Origin of the sequence: Paenibacillus provencensis (genome assembly GCF_042678545.1) — a bacterium.
In the GTDB taxonomy this organism is placed as follows: domain Bacteria; phylum Bacillota; class Bacilli; order Paenibacillales; family Paenibacillaceae; genus Paenibacillus; species Paenibacillus provencensis.
Window position 1 is genome coordinate 806,182 of sequence record NZ_JBHTKX010000001.1, and the last position, 21,383, is coordinate 827,564.

Below are 21,383 nucleotides of genomic sequence, written 5' to 3' on the forward strand. Positions count from 1 at the left end.
TAATGAACTTTAATAAGGACAATCCCTATATCATTTTGGATTTCGTAAATGAAGAGAAGTGTAAGCAACGGAAAGTATTTAGCAATCCACGAGAAGTTATTATGGCAAGGAATGTTTCAGAAGTTAAAGAAGCGTTACAAAGAGTTGAGCAGTACACAAAGGAGGGGTATTATGCAGCTGGTTATGTTTCCTATGAAGCCGCCCCTGCGTTTGATTCAGCATTCAGGGTTCATCAGAATACCGTTTTGCCTCTACTCTGGTTTGGAATTTTTGATCATGATCATGGCGGCGCAGTTCATTTTGAATGCGAGAAGTTTGAGGTCTCAGCGTGGAGTCCTACCATAGAAGAAACCACATACAATGACCACATACGTCAAATCCATGAAGCAATAAGACGTGGAGATACATATCAAGTTAACTATACCATGCGGCTCCGATCTTCATTTGAAGGTAATCCTTATAACTTCTACACAAGATTGTGTCTTGCCCAGCAAGCAGATTATTCAGCAATGCTTCACATGGGAGACTTTAGTATTCTGAGTGCCTCTCCCGAATTGTTCTTTAAGAAAAAAGGCAGACAGATTGAAACCCGCCCGATGAAAGGAACCGTTAGACGCGGCGTTACCTTGGAAGAGGATAAGGTTTTATCTGAATGGTTACGTAATTCTGATAAGAATCGAGCGGAAAATGTAATGATTACAGACCTGTTGAGGAACGATCTTGGAGTTATCGCTGAGCCAGGAAGTGTAGATGTACCCAGCTTATTTAATATTGAGAAGTATTACACACTGTTTCAAATGACCTCTACGGTAACGGCTAATATAAAGGAAGATACAGGTCTATTTGATACCTTTAAAGCTTTGTTTCCGTGTGGATCCATCACGGGTGCTCCAAAAATCAGCACGATGCACCTTATACAGGAATTGGAGCATACCCCCAGAGAGATTTATTGCGGGTCCATTGGCGTAATCAATCCAGATGGATCGGCTATATTTAATGTTGCAATTAGAACGGTTTGGATAGACCACCGGACAGATCAAGCTGAATATGGTGTGGGTGGCGGTATTACTTGGGACTCTACAGCAGAGGAAGAATATCAAGAGGCTAGAACAAAGGCTTTGCTATTAACTGAAGTTAGACCGGAATTTCAGCTGTTGGAATCAATCCGACTCGAAAATGGAATATATGATTTGCTGGACCCTCATCTTCAAAGAATGAAGAATTCTGCTGCTTATTTTGAGTATGAGGGAAATTGGGATTTAATTAGGCAAGCACTCTTACAGCATTCAACCCAGCATAAGGATGGGATCTGGAAAACAAGACTGCTGCTGTCCAAGAACGGAAGCTTTAATATAAATAACGAGCCTATTACTAATAGAAATGGTGTGAATGAAGCCGTTTTAGCTCAATCTCCGATTTCATCAGCTAACCGTTTTCTTTATCATAAAACAACGTATCGGGAGATCTATAATGGGCATTACGAAAAAAGAGGACAAGCCTATGATGTTCTTCTCTGGAACGAAAATAGGGAAATAACAGAGTTTACAACCGGGAATGTCGTTTTTGAAATCAATAATATGAAGTTCACTCCTCCAATTCATTGTGGACTTCTGGGAGGTACGCTTCGAAACGAGCTTGTCCAGAGCGGATTGGTAGTTGAAAGAGTCCTTACGATGCGGGATCTAATTGAGGCATCACAGATATGGCTTATTAATAGTGTTCGAGGCTGGATCTCCATTGATATAACACAAGAAAGCCTTGATCAAGTTATTCATGAACTCAATTATACGCTGAGTTGAAGGAGGAAGCATTGAATGATGTTAGCCTGCTTGCTTGAACAACGTATTCGACAACTTTATAAGCTAACTAATGTAAAGGTAACTCTCCATGAAAAACAAACCAGTTTAGCCTGCTTAGATGATACAAACCGTAACCCAGCCTCCGTTTTACTAACGAGGGGGGAGCATTTTACATATTCCAAGCCGACAGTGAAGTTGAGGGAGGAATTAAGTGGACCGAATGAGCAGCATTCATCTCATCTAATAGGGAAGCCGTTAACTTGGAACGATAGTGACCCGCATACTTTAATTGAAGCCTTCGATCGAACGGTCCTTAAGTGTCCCGCCAAAAAAATTCATTACTATTTAAACAGTGGCGAAATCATAACTTCGAATTACGCTGAGTTATCACTGCAGGCAGAGCGGATGCTTGGCGGACTTGTTGCTCAAGGGCTTAAACCAGGTGATAAAGTCATTTTTCAGATCGAAAGAATTGATCACTTTGTTATCCTCTTCTGGAGCTGCATCATGGGCGGGTTTCTCCCAGCACCTATGAAAAACACATTGCAGCTCTCAGCTAATCACGCAGAAAGAAAAAAATTCGAGAAGGTGCAAGTTCTCCTCGAATCTCCACTGATCGTAACCGATCAACCACTTCATCATGCGACGGACAGAATCGTATCAACGAACGATTTGCTTCAATCCATCCCTTCTTCATATCGTCATCCAGCGAATGCCGAGGACTATGCTATGTTCCTATTCACCTCAGGCACAACAGGCATTCCAAAGTGCGTTTCTTACAGAAATTCAAATATATTATCCAACATCATTGGTATTCAGCGACATTTACAATTAACTGAGAATGAAGTCACTTTAAATTGGATGCCACTGTATCATGCAGGAGGTCTTCTAACCAACCATATTCTTGGCATGGTGATCGGCAGCGAACAAGTTCTAAGTCCTGTTGAGCGTTTTCTATCACGTCCGGCTGTATGGCTGGAGGATATGAGCTTGCATCGGGTGACCTTTTCCTGGTCTCCTAATTTTGGATACGATCAGATCAATCAACTCAACGAAGAAAGTATTGATGATCATTGGGATTTGTCTTCAGTAAGAATCCTATTAAATGTAGGTCAGCCCATTTCAGTGATGACAGCGAAAAACTTTCTAAGAAAACTAGCTCGTTTTGGATTAAGTAATCACTGCATTATTCCCGCTTATGGAATGTCCGAATTTTCAGGAAGCTTATGCTTTGGACAACAACTAGATGACTCTCCATCAACGGGAGTATATTTCGTTCGCAAAGACAGCCTGGAGGATCATTTAATATTTGGTGAATGGAATGACAGCAATACGTCCGTAGCTTTTGCTGAGGTTGGAAATGTCATCCCAGGAGTAGAGCTTCGTATCTCGGATCCGAATGGATCTGAGCTTGGTGAAGGCGTGGTTGGCAAAGTGCAGCTCAGAGGAAGTACAGTCATTGACAGTTACTACAAGAATGAGGCTGCAACGAAGGAAGCATTTACAGAGAATGGATGGTTTGAAACAGGTGATCTTGGCTTTGTAAAAAACGGAAGTCTTATCCTCACTGGAAGAGAGAAAGATGTTCTTATTATTAACGCCAAGAATGTATATAACTTTGAAGTTGAAGCTGCCATGAAAGAAGTCGAAGGAATCGTTCCTGGATATGTAGCTGCTGCTGGCATGTCCGGAGGAGAGAATGGAAATGATCATCTATTACTGTTTTTTAGTCCGATACACAACGAACCTGATTTCAGCATCTTACTTATACAACATCTAAGAGGAGTTATTTCAAGACAGTTTGGAGTTTATCCGAGATATGTAATTCCGGTCAGGAGAGAGAATTTCCACCGTACGCCTACCGGCAAGATCCAGAGGCTGCAGCTTGTGAGTGATTTAATGCAGGGTTGTTACGACGAGCTGCTATATGAATTGGAACAGTTAATAGAAGAACGTGTACAGAAGAGTAGATTAATAGAAAAAATTCAAGAAGAACAGGAGACTATTACCGATACAATCGATGAAAATACTCGGGTGAGGGTTCAGTACTCATTAGATGAAGGATTAATTTCGGAATCTGCTCTTTATTTGGCCATAAGAAATTTATTGGAAGAGAACCATCTGAATCCAAGCCGGATCGAATTATACCGTATTCAAGCAAAAGGAGTAGGAAAGGACCAGAATACAGAAGAGAAGGCCGCCTTTTTGGCTGATTGTTTCTGTAAGGTCCTAGGTTTAACGGAACTGTCCGAACACGAGGATTTTTTTCAGCTAGGTGGCGATTCTCTTAAAATGTCCAAGCTGATCACAATGATTTATAGACGGTATTCTATTCAGATCACTGCTGCACAATTCTTTAAACAGGCAACAGTAGCCGGCTTGTTAGAGTTGTTGAGTGACGCAGAGGAGCAAGAGGAGTTCTTAACGATACCCGTCCGTTCTCATAAAAGTGAGAGGCTGCCCCTGACACTTAAACAAAAGAGTCAATGGTTCTTGCATATGATGGTCCCGGACAGCCCATTCTACACTTCCACATTCTCTATCAGGTTTCAAGGTGAACTTCAATATGACACACTCTATGGAAGTCTTCTAACTTTATTCGGACGACATGAAGCACTGCGAGTTAGATTCGGTGTGGATAACAATAGTCCCTATCAGTATATCGAGGATCATGTCGTGCCTTACGTTCAATTTGTAGATTTGAAAGAGTGGAGTGAGGAAGAACGAGAACTGCACCGTAACACATACATTAAGAACGAGGCGAACAGACGCTTTGACCTTATCAATGACCATTGCATTCGCTGTACTCTATTAGCTAATAGCATAGAAGACCATACGCTGGTTGTGTCCATGCATCATATTATGTCAGACGGCTGGTCAGTTGAGATTTTTACGAACGAACTCATACATCTCTATTTGCACGGAAATATAGAGGAACCGGCTGAAACGGTGAGCTACTCTGATTACATCTTATGGCAATCCGAGCTAGAGAACACCTCGTCCTCATTTTTATATCGTAAAGCAGAGTATTGGAAAAAGCACATAGAAGGAGAAAATATGTCCTTGCAGGTGCCATATGATACTCTATCAACTGAAAATCCGAGATTTGCTGGGGATACACTCGAAAAAATCGTTAGCCCTCGTGTTACCAAACTGGCTTACGAGAAAGTAGCTCGAACGAACGCAACACTTTTTATGCTCTTGTTCGCGACCTACTCTTACCTAATCCATCGATTCACTGGACAAGCAGAACTACCTATTACGACAGTGATGGCGAATAGAAAAAGGCCAGATACAGATAAACTTATCGGTTTCCTTGCGAACACAGTCGTTATGAAAGTAGAGATTGCGGATGAGATGACATTTGACGAACTGCTGGATCAAGTGAAAAACACAGCCCTTGGAGCTTATCAACACCAAGATGTGCCTTTGGAAATGGTGCTGAACAACATTTCAGAGAGAGAGTCAGGTTCACTTCGTTCTCCCCTTCAAGTGATGTTTACGCTGCAAAACGAATTTACGCATCAGTATGCGTTAGGACAGACCACAGCCCATATGAAAATTGAAACAGGCGATACGTCAAAGTATGACCTAATACTTCATGTGTATGAGGAGTCTGACGTGCTCAAGCTGCGAATGGAATATAATACGGATTTATACCGGAGAGAGACGATCGAGAGGCTGCTGGAATTTTACACAACAATATTGGAAGGGGTTGTTGATTATCAAACTGTCTAGTTTAAATTTCATGCCCGATCAGGAGAGGCGAAGACTTCTTTATGATTTTAACGACACGCATGCTAATTACCCCTCAGAGATGACGATTCAGACTTTGTTCGAGAGACAAGTACAACAATCCGGCAGCCGTATTGCTATCAAATTTGAAGATCAGCAGCTGACCTACGATGAGCTGAATAGCAGAGCGGAGGAATTAGCAGAGGTTATTCGTTCAAGGCGAATAACGCCAAACCAAATTGTAGGCATTCTCTGTCCAAGAACGATGGATATGGTCGTTTCAATTCTCGCTGTACTAAAAGCAGGCGCTGCTTATATGCCGATTGACACGGAGTATCCTGAAGACCGGATCAGTTATATGCTGAAGGACAGTGGAGCCGTACTATGTATCGCTCAGGATATTTCGCTGGTTCCAGAAGGATTGGATATCCCTGTCGTAAATCCAAACGATGTCTCCATCTTGCCAGGTTATAGTCAGCCAGCCGTTCAACATCATACGAGTGCATCCTCAGACCTTGCTTACATCATCTATACTTCCGGATCTACAGGACAACCCAAAGGAGTAATGATAGAGCACCGGAATGTTGTACGGCTTCTATTTAATGATAGAAATTTATTTGACTTTAGCGAGAAGGATGTATGGACTTTGTTCCATTCTTTCTGCTTTGATTTTTCTGTCTGGGAAATGTACGGAGCCCTATTGTATGGCGGCACTCTGGTAATTGTTCCACAAGCTGTGTCCCGTGAGCCGGCTAAATTTCTTCATTTGTTGCAAGAAGAGCAGGTAACCGTGCTCAATCAGACGCCCACTGCATTTTATCAGCTGGCTAGGATCGCATTAACGGTTAAGAATAGCAGCCTTAAAGTACGGACGGTCATCTTTGGTGGTGAGGCGCTTCAGCCTGCAATGTTAGCCAGCTTTAATCAGCATTTTCCGAAAACGAAGCTGATTAATATGTATGGTATTACGGAGACAACGGTTCACGTCACATATAAAGAGATAGGTATGATAGAAATAAACAGTCGTGCCAGTAAGATTGGGAAACCGATTCCTACCCTTCAAATCTATATTTTAGATGATAAACGTGAACTTGTGCCTATCGGTGTAGAGGGAGAGATCTATGTCGCAGGAGATGGGGTTGCAAGAGGATATATAAATCGGCCGGAACTGACAGAAGCTCGTTTTGTAACGCTTCCTTTCCTTCCTGGTAAGCGTTTATATCGGACAGGAGATTTAGCCCGTTGGAATATGGATGGTGAACTAGAGTATCTTGGCCGGATGGATCATCAGGTTAAAATTAGAGGCTATCGGATTGAATTAGGTGAAATAGAATCCAGATTGTTGCAATTCGATGGGGTTCAGCAAGCAGTCGTAACTGTCAAAAAGGACCGGTTCAATGAAGATAAATTGTGCGCCTATTATGTATCTGAACGCTCTCACCAAGCTGGGAATCTAAGAAAACATTTGTCACTGCATCTTCCGCAGTATATGCTTCCAGCTCACTTTTTCCACATGCAAGAGATACCTATGACTACAAACAATAAAGTGGATGTGAAGTTACTACCGACCCCCGGTGCTCTTTCTGAGTCGAATAAGACAGCCGAGCTCGTCCTGCCAGAGAGCCTCATGGAGGAAAATATGCTCCGTATTTGGCAAGAGCTTCTTCACCACACCAATATGGGTGTAGAAAGTAATTATTTTGAACTAGGCGGGGATTCGATCAGGGCAATCGAGCTTATAAGTATGACCAATAAAGAGCTTGGTACGAGTATGGAAATCATTGATTTATATAAATACCCAACGATTAGAAGCTTGATTCGGAACAGTAAAGTAACGAATACAATCGATGAAGAAAAAAGAATAATAGAAGCAAAGCTGATCGAACAAAGAAAGGAATGGATGGAAAACCCATTATATCGTTCATTTCTTCCACAACACGTTCTGGATCTGTTTCCTATGAGCGACATTCAACAAGGCATGGTCTTTCACTACATAAAGCATCAAGGCGAAGGGGTGTATCACGACCAATTCATATACCGTATTAATGGGCTTCAAGTAACAACCTCTAAGCTACATGGGATCATGAGTGTGCTAGCCAGCAGGCATTCTATTTTGCGTACAGGCTTCAATATCTCTGATTTTCCTGTGCCTGTTCAATATGTTTGTGAGCAAGTCAATTTTGAAGTGAGGGAAGTACGATTAACCTCCTCGGACGTGGAATCGGAAATTACGAATTATTTAATAAAAGATCGTGAGCAGCCTTTTGATATTCATCAAGCGCCTCTCTGGAGAATTGTACTATTTACTTCGAATGAAGAAACGTATATTGGCTGGATCTTTCATCATGCGATACTCGATGGCTGGAGCGTAGCTGTCTTTATGTCTGAGTTATTAAATTTATGCGGCATGTTGAAGGAGGAAGAAGTCATTGCTTAATCCCATAAAGTCAACCTACAGAGATTATGTAATTGAACAGCTGGCCCTTTCTTCGAATCAAGAGATGTTCGATTACTGGCGTGCTGAGCTGAGTGATTATCGCAAATATGAATTCCCTGAACAGCCAAAATTAAGCAAGGTTAATGAATCAAGCACTTCCATCAAGACACTATCTTCAGATCGGTATATCCATTTGCAGAGAGCTGCACAACAGCAAAAAGTCACTGTAAAATCCATATGTTTAGCTGCCTACATCAGTACACTGTACATGTTCTCATATGAAAATGATATCTTGATCGGCCTTGTAGAAAATGGTCGCCCAGTCTCTCAAGATGGAGCTCGCATGTTGGGATGCTTCTTAAATACGGTTCCGCTCCGTACGATTTTCCATCCAGGAATGAGTTGGGGAGAAATCGTGCAGCACGTTAATGTCAAACAAAATGAACTAAAAAAGTACGGAAGACTTTCTTTAGTTCAAATCCAAAAAGCTGTGGAAGAAGAACAAAGCAACATGGAAAATCCATTCTTCGATACTGCTTTCAATTTTATAGATTTCCATGTTTACGAAACACTTAATGAAGGTTTGTTTGATTTTATGCCCTTTAGCTTCGAAAGAACAAACACTTTACTAGATTTTAGCGTCTCAGTAACGCTTGGTGAATTATCTGTCAAGATGGTATCCATGTACGAAAGGGACTTCACTGATCGGCTTTTTGACGTATATCTCAAGATTATGGATTGCATGATCCATCAGACGGATAGTATCTTAGATACGGCAAAAATATTGACCATGGAAGAAAAAGAGAAGCTTGAGCAGTTTAATGCCACAACTGCAGCATATCCGAGAAATGATTCTATTGTTAGCTTGTTTAAGAAGCAAGTATTGATGTATCCAGATCACCCAGCTCTTATTATGGGAGATGAGCAACTAACATACAGAGAGCTTGATCAGCGTATTGAATCTGTGGCTTCGGCTTCGCTGAAGAAGGGAGTAAGATCCGGAGACACGATTGGTATGTTAGCCGATCGCTCGATGGAAATGATCATTTCTATATTCGCGATCTTAAGAACAGGCAGTATCTATGTCCCGATTGATCCTGCTTTTCCAAATGAAAGGATCAGCAATATTCTCACCGACAGCAAGGCAAGTTGGCTTATTGCGGATAAAGAACAAATTATAAAAGATTATGATGGAAAGATCCTTTCCATTGATGACGTAAATAATGTAAAAGAGATGACAGAGGTTCCGATCCCGGCTTCTTCCATTTCAGCTGAGTGCCCTGCATATATTATGTATACTTCGGGTTCTACTGGAAAGCCAAAAGGGGTAGTGACAACCCATCGTAATATTGTCAAAACCTCGGTTAACAACGGATTTATGGACGTACAGGAGTCAGATCGTATATTACAGCTATCCAATTATGCTTTTGACGGATCAACCTATGAGATTTTTGGAGCCTTGTTAAACGGTGCTTCTCTCATCCTTATTTCTAGACAACAAATGCTAAACGTTCAAGAACTGGCCAAAACTATGCTCACACAGAAAATTACATCTTGCTTCATGACGGCGGCCTTATTTAATACACTTGTCGATTGGGATGTTCACAGCCTTAAATATGTAAGAAAGCTATTCTTCGGAGGAGAAGCCGCCTCTAAAAGCCATGTTGCAAGAGCGCTTGAAGTACTCGGAGAGAACAGATTGGTCAATGGATATGGACCTACAGAAACAACCGTCTTCGCATCGACATATTCAGTAGACGGGAATTTGTTGGCTTACGATACAGTGCCAATTGGGAAACCCATCCATAACACAAAGGTTTACGTTCTTAATCAAGCGGATCAGCTTCAGCCCGTAGGTGTTCCTGGTGAACTCTGTGTTACTGGCGACGGGCTGGCTGAAGGTTATCTGAGCCAGCAAGACCTAACTGACGAACGCTTTGTCCCATGTCCTTTTGAACCAGGCCAAACAATGTATCGAACAGGAGATTTAGTAAGATGGCTTCCTGATGGATTACTGGAATACAGAGGCAGAATTGATCAGCAAGTGAAAATTCGTGGTAATCGAGTGGAGCTGACAGAAATCCAAGGGAAGCTTGCCGAAACGGATTCGATCAAAGAGGCGGTAGTTACCGCTCAGCGTGACCAGCATGGACATTCTTACCTATGCGCTTATGTTGTTCCGGAAGGAACCGACTACAGTGTGCAAAAGTGGAAAAAACAATTACGACAAACGCTTCCCGAGTTTATGATACCAAGTACTTTTATTACTTTAAGTACACTTCCAAAAACCTCTAATGGAAAATTGGATCATAAGGCATTGCCTGCACCTGAGAAACTGGAAAACGACAGTTATATAGCACCTACGAATGAATTAGAAGAGAAATTAATTTCGCTATGGGAAGAAATACTCCATGTTCAGAGAATAGGTATCGATGAACATTTCTTTGAAATCGGGGGTCATTCACTCAAAGCGATGATGCTCGCGGCAAAGATACAAAAAAACTTAGAAATCAATATTTCATTACAGGATGTATTTAAGCTTCCGACGATACGAGAAATGGCTGAATGGATGGTTTCTAAACAGAAAACTGACATATTAAAGATTCAGCCAGCAGCTGTGCAGGATCTCTACCCTGCTTCTTCTATTCAAAAACGGCTATATATCGTTCAGCAATTTGAGAATGCCGAGACAAGCTATAACATGCCCATCACTGTGGAATTAAAGGGCGAACTTAAGATAGAAAAGCTTGTGGAGAGCTTACTAGCTCTCATTCGAAGACACGAGGTGCTTAGAACGTCTTTTGAGATACAAAATGGTGAGCTATGTCAAAGAGTACATCAAGTGGAAGCTTTAGAACCGTTCGTATTACAACAGGAAATGTTAAGGCATCATGAATTATCGGATGAGGCAGTTAAACGAATTGCAAGTCAATTCATTGTTCCTTTTGATCTGGGACAGGCACCTCTCTTTAGAGCAGGTCTTATGACATTTGCCGATGATCATCACGTTCTTCTGTTAGATATGCATCATATTATCTCGGATGGGATGTCTATTCATATTCTACTGAAGGACTTGATCGCATTATACGAGAATCAACAGCTGCCAGAACTTCGTATTCAGTATAAAGATTTTGCGGTTTGGGAATCGGAAATGGATGAGAAGGGCTACGAAAGCAGTGAGCGTTACTGGCTGTCCAAATTTAAGCATGAGCCAGCGGTCATCGATATTCCTACGGATTATGTTAGACCCGTACATCGGAGCTTCAAGGGTCAGCGTCTGCGCTTCGAAATGCCTGCTGAGCTTGAGAGTAAATTGCGGCAGATCTCTGCCGCTCGTCACGATACCTTATTTATGATAATGATGGCGGCATTCCAGGTTCTACTCGCCAAATACTCAGGAGAAGATGACATCGTGGTTGGCACACCTTTCTCGTTAAGGGGAGCAGTGGGAGAAGAGAGTCTGACAGGAATGTTTGCAAACACACTGGCGATTCGGACGACTCCTGATCCAGGAATGCTCGTTCGGGAATACCTGGATTCTGTTCATAAACAAGTCCTGTCTGCGTTTGAGCACGGAACGTACCCTTTACAGAAATTAATTAATCGACTTTCTCTATCTACTGATCATAGACGTCATCCGTTGTTTGAGACGATGTTTGTTGTACAAGACCAGGGAATGGAGCAGCTGGCTAATACGGAGCTTAGTGTGCACTATTCAGAATGGGATCAGGGCACTTCCAAATTTGATATGACATGGATTTGTTCTTCAACTGAGGAGGGGATGGACCTCGGAATTGAGTATCGGACGGATCTATGGACAGCAGAGACGATCCACAGAATTGCTCATCACTACTTCCATATTCTTAGCCAGCTTCTTGAATTTCCAGATCTAAGTATCGGAGATGTGGAGCTGCTGACATCAACTGAGGCAGAGCAGCTTGACGAATGGAACAAGACCAGCGTGGATTATCCTGCACATCTGAACATCGCTGAATTATTTGAGCAGCAAAGTAGGATCAGAAGTGAAGCAGACGCTCTAATCATGGGCACGAGCAAAATGTCCTACAAAGAACTGAACGAAGCTGCTAATCGATTAGCAAGGTATATATCTGAGAAAGGATTGCGTCCAGGAGAGCGTGTGGGACTATTGATGAATCGTTCAATGGATATGATCGTGTCCATTCTGGCAGTGATAAAGGCTGGAGGCGTTTATGTTCCGCTCGATCCAACCTTCCCGAAGGATCGGATACTGTTCATGCTCGGAGATAGTCAAGCCCACCTGGTTATTGCATCTGATGAATATGAAGTATCTGGTTATGAAGGAGAAATCGTACACTACGATACGGCGCTGTGGTCAGGTCAATCTAGCTCCAATCTAGAAAACTACCGTCAGATCAAATCTACACAGCCTCTATACATTATGTATACTTCTGGATCAACAGGGACGCCAAAGGGAGTTTTGGCGACACACCGTAACGTTGTAAAAACGATGATAAATAACGGTTATTTGCAGATTAAAGATAGTGATCGCTTTCTCCAGGCTTCTAACTATGCCTTTGACGGTGCAACGTTTGATATATTCGGCGCATTACTCCATGGTGCATCACTTGTCTTGATAGAGCGTACAGAGATGCTACATGCTGTAGCTTTGGCAGATGTGATTTCGAGTCAGCACATCACGGTTCTTTTCCTAACGACAGCTTTGTTCAATACACTTATTGACTTCGACCCGAGCTGCTTTTTGGGAACCAGAAAAGTGCTGTTTGGCGGGGAGAAGGTATCTGTGAATCATGTGGGAAGAGCACTCGATGTACTTGGCGAAGGACGTCTTATTCATATGTATGGTCCAACCGAATCGACTGTATTCTCGACATTTCATGAGATCAGCTCAGCGTCCCACGTTCCAATTGGCCGTCCGACAAATAACACCTTGCTCTATGTGTTAAACAAATCGGGCAAACGACAGCCCATTGGGGTACCGGGTGAATTATATATAGGCGGGGATGGTGTAGCACTTGCTTATTTGGGCAGGCCAGAGCTCACATCTGAGCGATTCATTGTAGACCCAAATTTATCGTCGTCCCGTTTATACAAAACAGGAGATTGGGTGAAATTACTCCCGGATGGAAGTCTTGAATTTGTCGAACGAATCGATCTGCAAGTGAAAATCAGAGGACATCGTGTTGAGCTAGGTGAGATTGAAGCCCGAATTCGAATGCTAGAGGGAGTTCAAGAGACGATTGTAGTCGCTAATACAGATGAACAAGGTCATTCCTATTTAGGTGCATATGTTGTAGCTGAAGATAAACGGCTGCTAAAACTAACACCTTTTACCATTGCCAGCTGGAAGAATGAACTTAAACCTTACTTGCCAGATTATATGATTCCTACGATTTTCATGCTGCTTGAAGAGCTTCCTCTAACGAGCAATGGCAAGGTGAACCGACGAGTATTGCCGAGGCTGGAACTGAAACAAGGTGATAACTATGCCCCTGCAACCAATGAAACGCAGAAAGTACTGGTCAGCTTATGGGAAGAAGTTCTAGGTATTAGCAAAATCGGAATTCACGATCATTTCTTCGAGATTGGTGGTCATTCCCTTAGAGCAATGATGCTCGTGGGCAAAATTCATCAAACATTTAATGTCAAAATGTCTTTGTCTGATATTTTTCAAATGCCGATTCTCGCAGATATGTCTGCTTGGATTCAGCAGTCAGACCTGCAGCCTCACATGGCTATTCAATCCGGACCTGAGCATCCAGAGTATCCTTTAACCGATCTTCAGAAGCAGATTTATTATGCATATCAGCATGAAGAAGCTGTACTCAGCTATAATATGCCAATGCTGTTTGAGCTTGAAGGCATCGTTGATATCGCTAGGCTGGAGGCTTCTTTTGTTCGAATTATTGGACGCCATGAGGCATTACGAACATCGATTCATTTGGAATCAGGTCAGTTTTCTCAAAGGATATACGATATGAGTAAGCTTGATTGGCAAATCTCCCGTTCTATTGTGGAAGACCAATCAGAGGAAGTTGACATACAGGACTACCTAAACAAATGGATGACAGGATTTGTAAAGCCTTTTCAATTGGAGAATGCCCCACTTTTACGGGTATCTCTATTAACCGTCCATCCCGAGCTTCATTACTTGGCGTTCGATACTCATCATATTATTTCAGATGGGGTTTCTACCGAGCTGCTATACGACGAGCTGATGACTTTATATCAAGGGCTTCCTTTAAAACCAGTCAGAGTTCAGTATAAAGACTACGCGGTATGGAAGAGCGAACGGATTAAAGATAAAGCTTATGAAGAAAGTGAGCAATTTTGGCTTACGGAGTACTCGGATTTTGCAGGGACAGCGGAGCTGCCAATGGATAATCAGCGCCCAGCAGTCAAAAGCTCGCAGGGAAGTATATATCGGTTTGAGCTCGGTGAGAAGAGTTATCATCTTCTACAGCAGGAAGCTGAAAAGTATAGTACTACTCCCTTCACACTGCTCCTTGCTGCTTATAACATCCTACTGTCGAGGTATACAGGGGAAGAAGATATTGTTGTAGGAACGCCGATTGCTGGGCGTAACCATGCGGATACTCAACAAACGATAGGAATGTTTGTGAATACACTGCCGCTTCGGGTTAGAGCGGATTCAGCAAAGACAGCAGGCGAATATATTACTAACCTTAAACATTATATACTAGACGCCTTTGAACACGGGGATTATTCACTTAGCAGTCTAACCGAAAAGCTCAACATTCCTTTTAGTCCGAGTAGAAATCCATTGTTTGACACGCTTTTTGTTCTCCAGGATATGAAATTGAATAGTACGGCTTTGCCGGATTTAAATGTTCGGCCAATGAAATGGCGAGGCCAGCAAGCAAAATTTGATATGACCTGGGCATGGCAAGTAGAAGAAGGGCGAATGATGGCAGAGATTGAATATTGTTCCGATCTATGGAATGAGGATTCTATTAAGAGAATGGCCGTTCACTATGAACGACTTCTAAACGAAATGCTTATCCACCGAAATACGAAAATAAAAGATCTCGAAATGCTATCGGCGCCAGAATATGAGCAATTCAAACAATGGAATCAAACGAAGGCCTTGTATCCGGATAATCTGTCATTAATCGATCTATTTGAACGAAGAGTAAAAGAACAACCAGGACATACAGCCCTGAAGTATCAAGAACAGCAGATTACGTACAAGGAATTAAACGACCGTGTCATTCGAATGGCAGGCTACTTGTGGAGACAAGGTATACGTCATGGCGGCTATGTCGGGTTGCTCACTGATCGAAATCCTCAAATGATCGTTTCTATATTGGCGGTATTGAAGGTTGGGGCTTCGTATGTTCCGCTAGATCCAAGCTTCCCAGATGAAAGGCTCCATTTCATGCTGGAGAACAGCGGGGCAAAGTGGCTGATTGCGGAAGAAGGAAAGTGTATTCCACAATTTATGGGGGCAGTACTATCCATGTCTGAGCCGGCAGACTACGCTGAAGATTCATTCATTTCAACGAGAACATATGCAACAGCCGCTGACCCAGCCTATATCATGTACACTTCAGGGTCAATGGGACAGCCAAAAGGAGTGATCACGACTCATAGGAGTATCGTAAATGTTTGCTGTAATAACGGTCACGTGGAGCTCGGCCCAGAAGATCGAATGCTGCAGCTCTCTAATTATGCATTTGATGGATCAACCTTTGATATTTTTGGGACACTATTAAATGGAGCTACGCTCGTATTATTGCCAAGCACAATGCTTCAGGACGTTTCTGTACTAACCTCTACGATTAGAAATGAAAACATCACCGTACAATTTATGACAACGGCGTTGTTCAATACATTGGTAGAATATGATCTTGATAGCTTGAAGAGCCTGCGCAAGATCATATTCGGTGGTGAAGCTGCTTCTTACCAGCATGTATTAAAGGCACTTGATACGCTGGGAGAGCATAGGATGATTAACGCCTATGGACCTACAGAAACAACCGTATTTGCATCCATGTATTCGGTGGATCATTACATTAAGATCACTAGAAATATACCAATCGGACGCCCGATAAAGAATACTAGGTTATACGTCGTAAATGCAAATGATCAGCTTCAGCCAGTAGGCATTCCGGGAGAGCTCTATATAGCAGGTGACGGCCTTGCAGAGGGATATTTAGGTCAACCAGAGCTGACAAGCAGCAAGTTTATAGACGTCTTCCAAGAGAAGGAGCGGAGTTATCGAACAGGCGATATCGTAAAATGGCTGCCTAATGGAGAGCTGGCTTATATAAGCAGAGCTGACGGTCAGTTAAAAATAAGAGGAAACCGGATTGAAGCGGATGAGGTTGAGAATGCGATCAATTCTCTGCCTGGCGTAAGTGAAGCCGTCGCTAAGGGGCATAGAGATCGGAATGGGACTTCAATGCTTGTGGCTTATGTTGTTTGCCATTCCCGATTTGGGTTCAGCGAAGATGAATTGATGATGGGATGGAAACAGGAGCTCAGAACTATTCTGCCTGAATACATGATTCCTTCCGTGTTTATATTGCTTGAATCGCTTCCGCTAACGCACAACGGAAAAGTGGATCGAAAAGCACTGCCTGAGCCCGCCATGACAGCTTCTTCTTCATACGTCGAACCCGTCTCCGACATTGAAATCGAGCTTGCTAATCTCTGGTCCGATCTGCTGGGTATAGAATCTGTTGGATCTGCCGATTCCTTCTTCTTACTTGGAGGACATTCACTAAAGGCAATGATGCTTGCAGCACGCATCTATGAGCGCTGGGAAGTTAAGCTTGCCTTACCTGAGCTGTTCAACGCGGGAACGTTGGCGGAGATGAGCAGGCTTATAGAAAAAGGGCACAAACAAAAATATAACCCGATTCCTATGGCAGCTGAACAGGTCAGCTATCCTGTATCGTCTGCGCAAAAAAGACTGTATCTAATAGAGCAGTTTGAGGAGACGAATAACAGCTACAATATGCCCATTGTTATGAAAATGAAAGGTAAATTAATTGTAGAGCGTTTGGAGCTTGCACTTAGAAAGCTGATTCATCGTCATGAATCGCTGCGAACCAGCTATGGAATGGACGACGGTGAAGTCAGGCAGCGAATTCATTCTATAAATGAGATTGAATTTGAGCTTATTAGAGGTGAAAATACGCAAGGATTGTCCTCAGATATTTATATCGAGTCCTGTTTAGGGGAATTTATACGTCCTTTCGATCTAAGTGAAGCACCACTCATTCGTGCTGGTTTATATGACTTGTCTAATGATGAGTATGTACTGCTATTAGATACTCATCATATTGCTTCTGATGGAATATCAACAGGTATCCTCTATCAAGACTTAATTAAGTTATATGAAGGTCAAGCGTTAGAGCCAATGTCTATTCAATTTAAGGATTATGCAACCTGGCATAATCATAGGCGTTCGGAACCGGATTATTTGGCGAGTGAACAGTTCTGGGTTAGCAAATTTAAGGAGTCCCCAGCAGTAATCGACATTCTAACCGAAGGAAGAAGACCGGTGAGAAGAGGATTTGAGGGAGCAGTGTACTCATTTGAACTTGATTCTCAACTGTACAAGCGGCTCAAGGAGTTATCAACTCGGACAAATTCCACGATGTTTATGGTGCTTCTTGCCGGATACAACGTTCTCCTGTCCAAATATACGGCCGAGAAAGATATTGTGGTAGGTACACCGGTTGCCGGAAGGTATCATTCGGATACGGCTTCTATTGCCGGGATGTTTGTTAATACCATTGCACTCCGTAATTGTGTTGAAGGCCATTATGAGGTCGATGAATGGATTAAACTTATTCGCACAGCAACCCTGCAGGCTTTTGAACACGGAGCATATCCATTGGACGAACTTATTGAGAAACTTCGTATGAATAGAGACCCAGGCAGAAATCCACTATTCGATACCATGTTTGTGCTTCAAGATGCTAAGCCCGAAGCAGCTCATCTAAGTCAGTTGGATATTGAGTCATTAGAATGGGCGACCCGTACGGCCAAATTCGATATGACCTGGGCAGTTCATGATAATGATGGTCTGTTAAAGATGACCGTGGAGTATAGTACGGAGCTGTACCAAGCAGAACAGATCGATCGAATGACACAGCATTTTGTTCATATCTTGGATCAAATGACTTCGCAGCCGAAAGGGCAGTTACACCAGCTCAAATTAATTACCGTTGAAGAAGAGAAGCAAATTCTCGAATGCTTTAACAATACAGGCGCCTCGTACCCTCGCTCGAAAAATATTATAGAGTTGTTTGAGGAACAGGCATTATCAAGACCGGATCATGCAGCTGTTCATTTTAATGAAGAGTCTTTGACCTACTCGGAGCTTAACCGACTGACCAGACAGTTTGCTGCAGTGTTGATTGATAAAGGTCTGCGTCCGGGTACAGCCGTCGGATTACGCGCAGAGCGTTCGATAGAAATGATAGTGGGCATATTAGGGATTCTGCGGGCAGGCGGTGCTTATGTACCAATCGATCCTTCATATCCTGATGAACGTACTGCTTATATGTTAAACAACAGTGGTGCTACGATCTTGGCGGCTCCTAGTGGCACCATCATAAATGGTTTTAATGGTGTATATGCACCTCTAGAGCCACTTCATTGGAGTAACAGTGAAGCAATTAATAGTGATATAGTGCTGATTCACCCAGACATGCCTGCCTATATCATGTATACCTCTGGTTCAACAGGGGAGCCCAAAGGTGTTGTAACAACGCATCAAAATGTAGTCAAGACTTCGATTAATAACGGCTTTGTTGTTCTTACACCAGAGGATCGGATTCTTCAGTTGTCCAATTACGCTTTTGATGGGTCAACGTTTGAAATTTTTGGTTCACTATTGAATGGAAGCACACTTATTGTCATTCGAAAGGAAGATGTTCTGGATATAGCTAAGCTAGCGGAAATAATAGAGAAGGAGCACGTAGCTTCCTTTTTCATAACGACAACTCTCTTCAACGCTTTGGTTGACTATGATGTTACGTCACTAAAACATATAAAGCGGGTATTCGTCGGAGGAGAGGCGACTTCAAAGCCTCATATGAAGAGTGCTTATGAATACTTGGGAGCGAACCGGATTGCAAATGGTTATGGGCCTACGGAAACCACTGTATTTGCGACAACCTACAATGTAGATGAAACACTTCACACCATGCATTCCGTACCCATTGGCCGGCCAATTCACAATACAAGGACCTATGTAGTCAGTGAGGAAGGACATTTGCAGCCGATCGGAATAGCAGGGGAATTATATATTGCAGGGGAAGGACTTGCGCAAGAATATCTCGGGGAACCCGAAATGACGCATACCCGATTTGCATCTATACCATCATTAAACGAACCGAGAGTGTACCGTTCAGGTGATAAGGTAAAATGGCTGCCAGATGGAAGCCTGGAATTCATCTCAAGAATAGATCATCAGGTCAAGATTCGTGGACATCGGATCGAGCCAGGGGAAATTGAAACCAGGCTCATGGAGCACCCTTTGGTGAAAGAGGCCGTAGTTATTGCTCGAAAGGCGGATACAGGACATTATCTTTGTGCGTATCTCGTTAATTCTGCAAATCTATCAACACAGGAAGTCAGGAGATTCCTACAAGAAAGAGTCCCTGAGTACATGATACCATCATATTTCATATTCATTGCGCAGCTTCCGTTGACGCGAAATGGAAAGCTGGACCATCGCGCTTTGCCAGATCCAGATCTCGATCTAATTCAAGAAAGCTACGTTGCTCCACAGACTGAGGAGGAAATTGTTCTGTCTGAAGTATGGTCAGAAGTGCTTGGTGTTACCCAAATGGGTGTGGACGATAACTTTTTTACGCTCGGGGGAGACTCCATCAGGTCGATTCAAATTGTATCGAAGCTTGCTAAGCTGAAGTGGAAATTGCAGGTTAAACATTTAATGCTGTATCCAACGATCGCCGAGTGCGCCCTATACCTTGAACGGACAGAGATTAAAAGAGAATCATCACGACTTATGGTTGGCGAAATCCCACTCACTCCAATTCAAATTTGGTTCTTCGAACAGAACTTTGTTGATGAGGGACACTTTAATCAGTCGATGATGCTGTATAACGCGCGAGGATGGAATGAGCAGGTGCTTCGTGATTCCTTTGCTCAGCTGATTGCCGAACATGATGCCCTTCGAATTCGCTTCACCAAGGAGAATGCGGTCACTAAACAAATCGTATGCCCTTTGGACCAAGGGCCGTTCTATACGCTGGATACGTTTGAGCTTGAAGAACATACAGATTACGCTGCACAAATGGAGTACTTGGCAACTGCCATTCATTCGCAGATGGATATTGCTAGCATGCTGTGTAAGCTTGGGATATTCAGAACAGATCAAGGAGATCATCTCCTCATTGCCATACATCATTTAATTATTGATGGCGTGTCTTGGAGAATTCTCATCGAGGATTTAATGCAAATTTATAACGCTATGCTTGCTGAAGAAGAACCTTATATCCTGGATAATACAGACACTTATTTTGACTGGAGTCATCGTCTTACTGCTCAAGCAGCGAGAGGGGATTATCAAAGAGAAGCATCTTACTGGAAGGAAATAGAGGAACGGGCTGTAGCGCTTCATAGTCGTAAGCAGGTACCGTGCACATATAAAGACAGCGCAACATTAAGCATGGAACTGGATGCAGCGGTAACCCTGCAGCTCTTAACCGAGGTTCATCGAGCTTATCATACAGAAGTGAATGATCTGCTGCTATCAGCTCTTGCTATGACTTACGAGACGGAGATACTCATTCATCTGGAGGGGCACGGGAGAGAAGATTTAGTAGATGGGTCAGATTTGAGTCGCACGATTGGATGGTTTACTTCCATATATCCTGTAATCCTCTCTTCCTCACAAGACTTGGGTGATACGCTTAGAAACATGAAAGAGATGCTTCGCAGCATTCCGAACAAAGGGGCGGGATACGGTGTTCTCAAATATTTGACTACAGATATGGGGGAGGCCTTGAATGCCTCGAACGCTGACATTGTATTTAACTATCTAGGTCAATTCGAGAATCATGAGAATAACCGAGATGACCATTTTTCACCGATGCCTATGGGTGAGCTAATCAGCCCACTGAACAGGATGACACATCACGAAGAATGGAACTGTGTGATCAGTGAGAGCAAGTTTAAACTAACTTATCGCTACAATCCTGAAGTAATCGGGGAGAACACGGCAAATCTTAGGCTGGAGCAATTTAATTCTCATTTGAAATCTTTAATCAATCATTGTATTGATCGAGAGGAAGAGTATACACCTAGTGATTACACAGATTCAGATTTGACTTTTGATGAGCTGGACGACATCGAGGATATCATCAAGGAGCTTTGATTTCGATAAGATGAGAAGGAGTTGAGGG

The 21,383-nt window shown here is 42.8% G+C and carries 4 protein-coding genes; all 4 read left to right on the forward strand.

Annotated features, from left to right (window positions below):
• Positions 1-2 precede the first annotated feature (2 nt).
• From pabB to ACFQ3J_RS03945, 4 genes are read left to right on the forward strand one after another with little or no spacing between them, the layout of a single operon-like run.
• The gene (gene pabB, locus ACFQ3J_RS03930; RefSeq protein ID WP_251581277.1) at positions 3-1,799 is read left to right on the forward strand and encodes an aminodeoxychorismate synthase component I; all 1,797 of its coding nucleotides are present in this window, start codon (positions 3-5) and stop codon (positions 1,797-1,799) included.
• Positions 1,800-1,814: 15 nt separating this feature from the next.
• Entirely contained in the window at positions 1,815-5,537 is a 3,723-nt protein-coding gene (locus tag ACFQ3J_RS03935; protein WP_251581278.1) for a condensation domain-containing protein, read from the forward strand.
• A complete protein-coding gene (locus ACFQ3J_RS03940; protein WP_251581279.1) occupies positions 5,518-7,971 on the forward strand; it encodes an amino acid adenylation domain-containing protein in 2,454 nt (817 codons plus the stop codon). Before ACFQ3J_RS03935 ends, ACFQ3J_RS03940 begins: the two co-directional genes overlap by 20 nt.
• Positions 7,964-21,355: a non-ribosomal peptide synthetase gene (locus ACFQ3J_RS03945; RefSeq protein WP_251581280.1), complete on the forward strand. Its 13,392-nt coding sequence runs from the start codon at positions 7,964-7,966 to the stop codon at positions 21,353-21,355. Before ACFQ3J_RS03940 ends, ACFQ3J_RS03945 begins: the two co-directional genes overlap by 8 nt.
• Positions 21,356-21,383: the final 28 nt, after the last annotated feature.